We start from the raw sequence: 9,892 nt of genomic DNA on the forward strand, positions 1-9,892 counted from the left end.
CACCCGTGACGACCACGAGAGGTTCTGCGAGGTCGAGGGTTGGGATCAGGTGCGCAGCGCCCGTGGCAAGCTCACCGGCCACCACGCCACCTACGAGCTCGCCCTGCCGGACGGCCGGATCCTGCGCACTCGGATCTCGCGGCCCGTCGACGCCACCGTCTACGGGGTGAGCCTCTGGGACCACATCCTGCGAGACCAGCTGGACGTCACCGAGGACGAGTCCTGGTCGTGCGCGAAGGACGGACGACAACCTGAGCGTTCGCCGGCGCGGGCGGAACCCGAGACCGCCCTGCCCCTCGGGCTGGTCATGACCCTCAAGCGCGAACTCGGGCTGAGTGAGGATGAGCTCAGGACCATCACGAAGGACGACGCCGTTGCCCGCCTGAACGAGCACTGGGCGAGGGGCTAACTGGCCGGACTTCCCTGGGCCGATCTGAGAGGACAATGCCAACCCCGAGCGCATGTCCAGGCCGCTGCGTGACGAGCTCGAAGGGCTGCGCTCGGCGCGCCGCGGCGACTGCCGCGTCTTGTTCGCCCTGGACCACGACACCCGCGTGCTCCTGGTGGGTGCGGATCTCCCACCGGGCCGACGCCCGCCGCTGAACGCCCCCGTCTAGAACTTGCCAAGCGTCGGGGGGCGCGAACAGCGGTTCGGCGCCGCCGCACCAAGGCTCACCCGTTCCGCCCACGCCGCAGGGCTGGCGCGCTAGGGTCAGGTGAGCGACCTGGACCGTTCGAGGTCCGGGTCGGCGAAGGGGGACTGATGAGCTACTCCATGCCGCGGCCGGCCGCGCACCCGGGCGGAGCCGCGCAGAACGTCCACCCTTACGCGAACGGCGTCGCCGCGCTCGCACTCGCCGCGGCAGGTGCCGCGGCGATCGGGGTCTCGGCGTCCTCCGCGAGCTCGGAAGGCGGCATCTGGACCATCTTCGTCCTCGGTATGGGGCAGGCACTCGTGTTCAGCCTCGCAGGCACCCTGCCGTTGGGCTACCGCGTCGCCTCGGCCATCGCACTGCTCGCTGCGCTCACCACCGCGTTCGTCCCTCATCTGCTGGGCGTGACACCGCTCGGCCCGGTCGCGGCAGTGGCCCTCGCTGCGGCAGGGTCACTGCCGATGTGGGCCGTGGCCATCTGGAGGCTCGCGGTCGCCCGCCGCCCCCTCGCCGACGCGTAGCGAGCCTCGCCGCCTGGTAGTACTCGGGGCGCCTTCGTCTCGTCGTCGTTCGTACTAGCAGCGTTCGCGCTCGCGGCCGGGCCGCCAGACGCTAGCGCTGGGCGAGTACGGGAGGCAGCGATCAGTTGGACTCGGACTTGCCGTGGCGCCAGTAGCCCATGAACGCGACGGCCTTGCGGTCGATGCCGCGCTCGGTGACGAGGTGGCGGCGCAGGCCACGGATGACGGCGGACTCACCGGCGAGCCACGCGTACAGGGGCGCGGCCTCGCGCAGCGGGGTGCCGGTCGCGTGGTCGACCGGGACCTCCCACACGTCGTCGTCGGTGGGGTTGTACGACCACGGGACGTCGCCGAGGTCAGTGTCGGCGGTCCGGACGGCGGGCAGGACGCGCTCGGCGGCGGAGCGGACCGCGGGGTCGAGCAGCGAGCCGTGCGGGGCGCCGTCGCGGCCGAGCCAGTGGATCGTCACGCCTGCGGGTGCGGTCAGGTCGAGCCGGTCGTCGGAGAACGGCATCTCGATGAGGGCCTCGCCGCGCGCGTCGGCGGGCAGGCGCTCGAGGATGTTGGCGATGGCAGGCAGGGCCGTCTCGTCGCCCGCGAGCAGGAACTGCTCGGTGCGCATCGGCGGGATGAAGTCGACGCCGCCGTGCGGGCCGCTCGCGTCCGCGTTCGGGCCGAGGACGACGAGCTCGTCGCCGACCTTCGCGTTCATCGCCCAGCGCGACGCGGGGCCGTGGTCGCCGTGCAGGACGATGTCGACGTCGAGCTCGCGCTGCAGCGGGCGCACCTGGCGGGCGGTGTAGGTGCGCATGGGGTGGCGCTGCTCGTCGGGCAGCTCGCGCCAGCGGCCGTACCAGTCGCCGCTGGCCGTGAGGTCGAGGAGCTCGGCGTAGCCGCACGCCAGCGGGAGGAAGAACTTGATGCGCTGGTCGAAGCCGTTGTCGGCGAACTTGTGCAGGTCGTCGCCGGTGAAGGTGACGCGCAGGAGGCTCGGGCACATGCGGCGGACCTCGCGGACCGTGACCGCGAAGGTGCGGAACGGGCTCGCGGCGGGCGCCTCGGTCTCGATCTGGGTCGCAGTCACCCCTGCACTGTAGGCAGGCAAGCCTTACCTATCAAGGGGCGTCCGGCGGGCCTACGTCACACCCGCGTTCAGGCGACCGTCGTCCCGAAGGTCAGACCCAGCAGGTAGGTGGCCGCGGCGGCCCCCCAGCCGATCGCGAGCTGGCGCAGCGCGCGCTTGGCGGGCGAGGTCCCCGACAGCAGCCCGACGACCGCACCGGTCCCGAGCAGCGCGACCCCGACGAGCCCCGTCGACCAGGCGACCGCGGTCCAGCCGGTCGCGCCCAGCAGGTACGGCAGCACGGGGATGGCCGCCCCCGATGCGAAGAAGCAGAAGCTCGCGACCGCCGCCCCGACAGCGGTGCCGATCGTCTCGTGCTCGTCGGGCTCGTCGACGGCCTCGGAGGACGCGGCGGCCTCGCCAGGATGCGAAGGGGCCGCGGGCTCGTCGGAGCTGAGGTCCGGCAGGACCAGCGCCCTCCCCGCGAGCTCCTCCAGGGAGGTCAGCACCGTGCGGGCGTGCTCCGCGGCGTCCTGCGGCGCCATGCCCCGAGCGCGGTAGACCAGCGCGAGCTCGTTCGCGTCGACGTCGAGGTGCGGCAGCGCGGCACGTGCCTGCGGGCCGGGGCGCGAGGCCTCGAGCAGCTCGCGCTGCGAGCGCACCGAGACGTACTCCCCCGCACCCATCGACAGCGCCCCGGCGAGCAGTCCCGCCAGGCCGGTCAGCAGGACCGTCCCCGAGGCGACCCCGGACGCGCCGATGCCCAGCACGAGCGCCAGGTTCGAGACGAGGCCGTCGTTCGCGCCGAACACGGCCGCGCGGAACGTCCCGGAGATGCGGTTGCGCCCGCGGATCGCCAGGCCGCGCACGACCTCCTCGTGGATGCGCTCGTCGGCGGCCATCCGCGCGGTCGCGTCCACGTCGTCGTCGTACGACGAGCGTGCCTCCGCCCGCTGCGCGAGCGCGAGGACGAAGACCGAACCGAACCGGCGCGCGAGCCAGCCGAGCACACGCGTGCGGAAGTCCCCGCGCAGGGGCTTGCCCACGTCGTCGCCCAGCAGGTCCAGCCAGTGCTGCTCGTGGCGGCGCTCGGCCTCGGCGAGCGCGAGCAGGATGTCGCGCTCCTCACCGCTGCGGCGCGACGCGAGGTCGCGGTACGCGGCGGCCTCGGCGCGCTCGTCGGCCAGGTACTGACGCCACCGCCGCACCTGGGAACGCGTGGGCGGGGTCGGGGTCGTCACGCCGCCATCGTGCCAGGCGGGCATCGGACATTCCGGTCACGAGCGCGAGTTCGCCGAGCCGAATCCACCGTTCCGGAGGGCCCCGCGGTTCCGCCGCGCCGCGGAGGTCGCGCGCCACTAGCATCCGCCTGGTGAGGAAGATCCGGGTGTTCGCGGGGCAGGCGGGTCGCAGCTTCGCGGCAGGGATGTGCGACTACCTCCAGGTCCCGCTGAGCGGGTCACGGCTGCAGCGGTTCGCCAACGACTGCCTGCAGGTCCAGCTCCTGGCGAACTGCCGCGAGCGGGACGTGTTCCTGGTGCAGCCGATCGTCGCGCCCGTGCAGGAGAACCTCATGGAGCTCCTGCTGATGATCGACGCGGCACGCGGCGCCTCCGCCAAGCGGATCACCGCGGTCATGCCGCACTTCGCCTACGCGCGCTCCGACAAGAAGGACGCGCCGCGCATCTCGATCGGCGGCCGGCTCGTCGCGGACCTGCTGACCACGGCCGGCGTGGACCGGATCCTGACGATGTCCCTGCACGCCCCGCAGGTGCACGCGTTCTTCCGCGTCCCGACCGACCAGCTGCACGCGCTGCACGAGCTCGCGACGCATTTCTCGCTGCAGGACCTGTCCCGCACGACGGTCGTCTCCCCCGACCTCGGCAACGCCAAGACCGCGACGCTGTTCGCGAAGATGCTCGGCACGCCCGTGGCCGCGGGGTCCAAGGAACGGCTCGACGGGGACGCGGTGACCATCTCGACGATCATCGGCGACGTCGCGGGCCGCGACGTGATCGTCCTGGATGACGAGATCGCCAACGGCAGCACGATCCTGGCGATCGTCCGCCTGCTCGAGGACGCCGGTGCGCGACGCATCCAGGTGGCCTGCACGCACGGGTTGTTCTCGCACGGCGCGCTCGACCGCATCACCGCGTCAGGCCGTGTCTCCGGGGTGGTCTGCACGGACACCGTCCCGCACGACGACCTCGCCGACGACGACCGCGTGACCGTGCTGGGGGTCGCGCCCGCGTTCGCGGAGGCCGTGCGCCGGATCCACTCCGGGGAGTCCGTGAGCGCGCTGTTCGCGCACGACGGGGACTGACCTCCTCGGGGTGGGCCCGGCCGTCAGCGCCAGGGCGGCGTCGGGACCGTGACGGTGCGGCCGGTGTCCGCGGCCTCCTCCATCGCCAGCGCGACGCGGTGGTCGTGGCAGCCGTCCGCGAGCGGGTAGGGCTCCGGGCCGCCGTCGTGCAGCCACGACGAGCACGCCGCGAGCAGGTGCGCGACCGCGAGCTCGTCGTCGGCGAACCGCGACCCGAGGAACGGGTTCCGGTACAGCACCCGCTCGCCCAGGCTCAGGTGCTCCAGGTCGAACCCGTCGAGGTTCTGCTCGCGCCCGCTCACCCGCCGTTCGATCGAGCTGGTCAGCACCGTGCGCTCGCCCGCGAACCACGTGACGTCGTCGCCGACGATCTCGCCGTGCGACCCGCGCACGACGATCCGGTTGGTGCGCAGCGGGTTGTGCCACTGGTTGTCCGTGAAGTCGTACGTGCCGGAGCGGCCGCCGCCGAAGTCGAGCGTCGCGATGAGCGTGCGGGCGTCGCGCGGCTGCGTCTCGCCGGTCCAGCCGTCGCGCGCGAGGGGCTCGAGCAGCGGCGCGGTGAACCGGTGGGCGCGCACGACGACCTCGTCGCGGCCGGCGTCGAGCAGGTGACGGATGAGACCGACCGCGTGGTACAGATGCGTGGACGATATCTGTACGCTCGTCGCCGCACCGATCAGCCCGGCGTCGACCACGGCGCGACGCGCCTGGTGCGCGGGCATGAACGGGCTGTGCTCGGCCACCTGCACGAGCCCCGAGGCGCCCACGTCGGCCCACAGCCGCTCAAGCCCCTCGACGTCCGGCGCGGGTGGCGTCTCGGCCAGCACCGGGACGCCCGCGGCGACGAGCTCGCGCGTCGCCTCCGGCGTGACGGGCCACGGCACGGACACCACGACGATGTCGGGCCGGTCCGGGCCCGCGACGAGCTCGGCGATCGAGCGGACCGTCGGCACGCCCCACTCGGCCTCGACGTGCGCGCCGCGCTCCGCCGACCGCGTCACGACTCCCGTGCACGCGAACCGCTCCGGCAGCGCCCGCGCCGCCCGCGCGAAGAACTCCGCGCGCCACCCGCTCCCCACGATCCCGAACCGCAGCTGCGCCATCGCGACCTCCTCGTCGCCTGCGACCCTAACCGTGTCCCCGCTTCCTCCACAGACCGGCCCCGCTACCCGCGCCCACGCGCTACGTTCCGGAGAGGCCGGCTCGCGCGCATCGGGGGCGCGGCGCAGGTCCGGAGCGCAGGGGGTGCACGACCGATGACGACCGTCGTCGACCACACGGCAGCAGACGCACCGCCGCACGCCTCCGGACTCGGCAACAGACGCGTCCCGGCGCTCGTCGCGACCGCAGGAATCGCGCTCGTGCTCGCCGCCCTGACTGCGTGGCTCGCCATCGGCCTGCGCCCGCACCTGTCGACCGGGCCGACCTGGGACGTCGACCGCGAGGCGCTCGAGGACACCGACCCGATGGGCGCGCTTCAGACGTCGTACGTCGTGGACCCGAGCGACGGCGCCTGGGACGGGCTCTGGTCGTTCTCCAACGAAGGTCCGGTGCCAGTCACGGTCCGGATCCATCCGACAGGTCCGAGTCCCGTGCTCCACGACTACGCCCTCGTGCCGCTGCCACCGCCGGGCGCCGGTGATCCACCCCATCGGGAGACCGTCGACTCGCTGACCGTGGCCCCCGGTCGCGCGTTCGGCGTGAGCATCCGGTTCGGGATGGGCTGCGCCGACTACTCGGATGCCGCCCTCGGCCTGGATCGCATCGAGCTCGACGTCACCACGTGGGGCCTGACGCGCACCGTCGAGGCCGGCGGCGACTTCAGGGTCCTCGTGATGACCGAGGACGGGTACGTCGCCGGTCCGGACTGCAGGGGGACGCCATGACCGCGCCGAGCCTCCCCGGCTCCCTCGCGGCGCAGGACGCGCCCGTGACAGGTCAGGAGCCGCGCACCCCAGGGCGGCAGCGGTGGCCGTGGTGGGCCGCAGGCGGTGTCGTCGCGCTCGTCGTGGGCGCCTGGCTCGTCGTCGGGCTGAACCCGACGCTGTCGTCGAGCTACACCGGGGCCGCAGATCCCGACGCGCTCGAGGAACCCTTCGGGTTCGGGCTGTTCGGCCCCGACGAGTCGACGGTCGTCGACCCGTCGGACGGCACCTACGACGGCGTGTGGAGCTTCCGCAACGACGGACGCGTCCCGGTCGACGTGCGGCTCGCCGCCTTCGAGCCGAGCACCTACGAGTGGCGCGCGCACCTGTTCAGCCTGCCGGACGACGGCAGCGTGACCGACGAGATCATCGACCGCGCGGCCGACGTCCTGACGGTCGGTCCCGGCGAGTCGTTCGGCGTGCAGTTCGCGCTCGGGTTCGGGTGCGCCGAGTTCGCGGGAGGCAGCGGCACGGGGATCGACTCGTTGCGCCTCGACGTGACCACGCTCGGCCTCACCCGCACGGTCGACGTCCCGGGTGGCTCCTCGGTCGCCATCATGACCGAGAAGTCGCATCACCCGTTCGCGGAGTGCGACGGCTCCTGATCAGGACACACCGCGCGCGTCCTGGCACGTCGGGGCGCGGCGTGGCAGCGTGCTCGCGTCGGTCCGGTCACCCGACGAGGAGGTCTCGGTGAACGTCGTCGTCGCGCTGTTCCGGTTCTTCATGGTCTACCTGGCGCTCATGGGCACGCGGGAGATCTGGCGGGACGGCCAGGTCGACGACCTGCTCTACTTCACCAACCAGTCGGGGATCCTGCTGGCGGTCGTGATGACGTGGGCCGGGATCGCCTCGCTGCTGCGCAAGCGGCAGCCGCCCGCCTGGTTCAAGGGCGGCGTGACGCTGTTCCTCGCGATCACCGGCCTCGTCGCGTACTTCGTCCTCGACCCCGAGGCGGCAGGCACGCCGGACCTCACGATCGGGCTCACGTCCGGCCAGATCGAGCACCAGCTCAACCCGGTGCTCGCGTTCCTCGACTTCCTGCTGCTCGACCCGCACCGCCGCATGCGCTGGCGATACGCGTGGTGGTGGCTGACGTACCTGCTCGCGTACGTCACGTTCACGACGATCCGCGGGACGGTCTGGGACCTCGGTTACCCGTACGGGTTCATCGACCTCGACGCGCACGGCTGGGGCGGGCTGCTGCTCAACGTGCTGATCTACGGCACCGGCTTCTACCTGCTGGGTCTGCTGATCGTCCTGATCGACCGCCGCATGCCTCGTCGGGCACGGCTCGGCACACCGGTCGCAGGCTCGTCCTGACCGGGCCCGAATCGGTCCGCGGGCCGCTCGCGGGCCGAGAAGCACAGACAGCTCCCAGGTTCGTCGCGTACCGTGCCGGGGGCGCCGCCACCGCGGCCCCTGCCCCAACCCCCGGAGTCCACCGTGCAGTCGATCGTGCGCCGCACGACCACCCGCCGTCTCGCAGCCGCCGCTCTCGCAGCGTCCCTCGCCCTCGCGCTCACCGCGTGCGGCGGGGACGACTCGGACGGCAAGCCGAGCGCCACGGCGACCGCCACGTCGACGGCTGACGCCGACCCGAGCGCGAGCGCGGAGCCCACGGCGAGCGCCGAGGACATCGCCGCGCTCGAGAAGGTCACCATCGACGGTGAGCCCGGGACGCAGCCGACGATCACGCTGCCCAGCGCGCCGTTCAGCGTCTCGGCCGCCGTCGCGCGCGTCGCGACCGACGGTGACGGCGAGGCCCTCGGAGCCGGCGACACGGTCGAGATCCAGCTGACCGCCGTCAACGGCGAGGACGGCAAGGTCATCGGCAGCACGTACGCCGACGAGGCCACGGGCACGTGGACGGTCAAGGACGACGGCAGCGGCATCCCCGCGCTCGACGAGGTCCTGCTCACCACGAAGGTCGGCGCGCAGGTGCTGTTCGCTCTCGCCTCCGACGGCGTGACGCAGGTCTACGTGCTCGAGCCGGTCGCGAAGATCCCGACGCGCGCCGAGGGCACCGCGGTCGCCCCCGTCGAGGGCCTGCCGACCGTCACGCTCGCCGACGACGGCACCCCCACGGTCAAGGCCGCCACGGGCGACGCCCCGACCACGCTGACCGTCCAGCCGCTCATCGAGGGCTCCGGCAAGGAGGTCGAGGCGGGCGACAACGTCCTCGTGCACTACTCCGGCGTCCTGTGGGACGGCACCCCGTTCGACGACAGCTGGAGCCGCGGCGCGCCGTTCCAGGTGAGCTCGATCGGCCAGGCGCAGGTCATCGACGGCTGGAACGAGGGCCTCGTCGGGCAGAAGGTCGGCAGCCAGGTGCTGCTCGTCGTCCCGCCGGACAAGGGCTACGGCGACAAGGAGAGCGGCTCGATCCCCGCCAACTCCACGCTGGTGTTCGTCGTCGACATCCTCTGGGCCTCCTGACCCCGGGCTGGCACCTCCGACCGCACCCCCGGTCCCCAGGACTCTCGTCCTGACGGGACCGGGGGTGCGTCGTTAGTGTGGGCCGCAGGTCGCCGACGATCGCCGTGGGAACCACCCTCGTACCCGCCTGGCGGCCGGGGAGACGAGCATGGACCAGGCAACGACGCCCAGGATCCGCACCGTGGCCCTGGTGGGCGCCGCCGGAGCGGGCAAGACCACCCTCACCGAGGCGCTCCTGCACCGCGCCGGCGTGATCGCACGCCCGGGCAAGGTCGAGGACGGCTCGACCGTGAGCGACCACGAGCCCGAGGAGATCGCGCACGGGATCTCGCTGACGCTCTCGTCGGCGCCGTTCACGTGGAAGGCCCCGGACGGCCTGAGCTACGACGTGACGCTGCTCGACACCCCCGGCTCGGCGGACTTCGCGGGGGCCGTGGACGCGGCACTGGCCGTGGCGGACCTCGCGGTCGTCGTGGTGAGCGCGGTCGACGGCGTGCAGGCCGGGACGCACGTCGCCTGGCGGCTCGCGGCCGAGGCCGGGGTTCCGCGGCTCGTCGTCGTCACCAAGGAGGACAAGGCGCGCGCGGACTACCACCACGTGCTCGACGACCTGCGCACCGAGCTCGGGGACGGGTTCGTGCCGCTCGAGCTGCCGCTCGGCGAGGAGCACGCGTTCCACGGTGTCGCGGACCTGCTCTCCCAGGAAGGGCTCGAGTACTCAGCCGACGGTCGCCACAGCACGGGCGCGCTGCCCGACGACGTGGCCGACGAGGAGCACCGCCTGCACGACGAGGTCGTCGAGGAGATCGTGTCGCACGACGACGACGCGCTCGAGCGGTACCTCGGCGGCGACGAGCCGAGCGCGCCCGAGCTCGAGCGGTCGCTCGCGCACGAGGTGCGCGACCTCGAGGCGTTCCCCGTGCTCGTCGTCTCGGGTGTGACGGGCGTCGGCGTGGACCGGCTCCCCG

11 protein-coding genes are annotated in these 9,892 nt (G+C 72.9%); 8 read left to right on the forward strand and 3 right to left on the reverse strand.

All coding sequences use genetic code 11. From position 1 onward, the window contains the following. Positions 1 to 409, forward strand: a 409-nt coding sequence (locus CWIS_RS10940; RefSeq protein ID WP_048343318.1) for a hypothetical protein, incomplete at its 5' end; no start/stop codon positions are given. Positions 410 to 763: 354 nt separating this feature from the next. After that, a complete protein-coding gene (locus CWIS_RS10950) occupies positions 764 to 1,174 on the forward strand; it encodes a hypothetical protein (protein WP_048343319.1) in 411 nt (136 codons plus the stop codon). Between the two features lie 121 nt (positions 1,175 to 1,295). Here CWIS_RS10950 and CWIS_RS10955 read toward each other — a convergent pair whose 3' ends face one another. Beyond that, positions 1,296 to 2,258 carry a siderophore-interacting protein gene (locus CWIS_RS10955; RefSeq protein ID WP_231583793.1) on the reverse strand — a complete coding sequence of 321 codons (963 nt, stop codon included), beginning with the start codon at positions 2,256 to 2,258 and terminating at the stop codon, positions 1,296 to 1,298. Positions 2,259 to 2,326: 68 nt separating this feature from the next. Then, positions 2,327 to 3,502, reverse strand: coding sequence for a VIT1/CCC1 family protein (locus CWIS_RS10960; RefSeq protein ID WP_048343320.1), 1,176 nt, complete (start codon positions 3,500 to 3,502; stop codon positions 2,327 to 2,329). Positions 3,503 to 3,609: 107 nt separating this feature from the next. Between CWIS_RS10960 and CWIS_RS10965 the strand changes: the two genes are divergently transcribed. Beyond that, the gene (locus tag CWIS_RS10965; RefSeq protein ID WP_048343321.1) at positions 3,610 to 4,560 is read left to right on the forward strand and encodes a ribose-phosphate pyrophosphokinase; all 951 of its coding nucleotides are present in this window, start codon (positions 3,610 to 3,612) and stop codon (positions 4,558 to 4,560) included. A 23-nt stretch (positions 4,561 to 4,583) separates the two neighbouring features. On the opposite strand, the gene CWIS_RS10970 is transcribed toward CWIS_RS10965, so the two are convergent. Then, entirely contained in the window at positions 4,584 to 5,663 is a 1,080-nt protein-coding gene (locus tag CWIS_RS10970) for a Gfo/Idh/MocA family protein (protein WP_048343322.1), read from the reverse strand. A 153-nt stretch (positions 5,664 to 5,816) separates the two neighbouring features. On the opposite strand from CWIS_RS10970, the gene CWIS_RS10975 reads away from it, so the two are divergent. The 5 genes from CWIS_RS10975 to CWIS_RS10995 all read left to right on the forward strand — a co-directional run. Next, positions 5,817 to 6,446: a hypothetical protein gene (locus tag CWIS_RS10975; protein ID WP_048343323.1), complete on the forward strand. Its 630-nt coding sequence runs from the start codon at positions 5,817 to 5,819 to the stop codon at positions 6,444 to 6,446. Continuing rightward, positions 6,443 to 7,090 (forward strand): hypothetical protein, encoded by a 648-nt coding sequence (locus CWIS_RS10980; RefSeq protein ID WP_048343324.1) that lies wholly within the window; start codon positions 6,443 to 6,445, stop codon positions 7,088 to 7,090. Before CWIS_RS10975 ends, CWIS_RS10980 begins: the two co-directional genes overlap by 4 nt. An 88-nt stretch (positions 7,091 to 7,178) precedes the next feature. Then, positions 7,179 to 7,808, forward strand: a complete 630-nt coding sequence (locus tag CWIS_RS10985) for a Pr6Pr family membrane protein (protein WP_048343349.1) — start codon at positions 7,179 to 7,181, stop codon at positions 7,806 to 7,808. Positions 7,809 to 7,931: 123 nt separating this feature from the next. Continuing rightward, positions 7,932 to 8,924 (forward strand): FKBP-type peptidyl-prolyl cis-trans isomerase, encoded by a 993-nt coding sequence (locus CWIS_RS10990; RefSeq protein ID WP_231583794.1) that lies wholly within the window; start codon positions 7,932 to 7,934, stop codon positions 8,922 to 8,924. A gap of 148 nt (positions 8,925 to 9,072) precedes the next feature. After that, positions 9,073 to 9,892: GTP-binding protein (locus CWIS_RS10995; RefSeq protein WP_156186629.1), on the forward strand; the 820-nt coding region annotated here is incomplete at its 3' end.

The organism is Cellulomonas sp. A375-1 (assembly GCF_001040865.1).
GTDB classification, from domain to species: Bacteria; Actinomycetota; Actinomycetes; order Actinomycetales; family Cellulomonadaceae; genus Cellulomonas; species Cellulomonas gelida.

What these genes read in the sequence shown, in the direction of transcription:
- CWIS_RS10950 (WP_048343319.1), top strand. Translation starts at nt 764, where the DNA reads ATGAGCTACTCCATGCCGCGGCCGGCCGCGCACCCGGGCGGAGCCGCG.
- CWIS_RS10960 (WP_048343320.1), bottom strand. Translation starts at nt 3,502, where the DNA reads ATGCCCGCCTGGCACGATGGCGGCGTGACGACCCCGACCCCGCCCACG.
- CWIS_RS10970 (WP_048343322.1), bottom strand. Translation starts at nt 5,663, where the DNA reads ATGGCGCAGCTGCGGTTCGGGATCGTGGGGAGCGGGTGGCGCGCGGAG.
- CWIS_RS10975 (WP_048343323.1), top strand. Translation starts at nt 5,817, where the DNA reads ATGACGACCGTCGTCGACCACACGGCAGCAGACGCACCGCCGCACGCC.
- CWIS_RS10980 (WP_048343324.1), top strand. Translation starts at nt 6,443, where the DNA reads ATGACCGCGCCGAGCCTCCCCGGCTCCCTCGCGGCGCAGGACGCGCCC.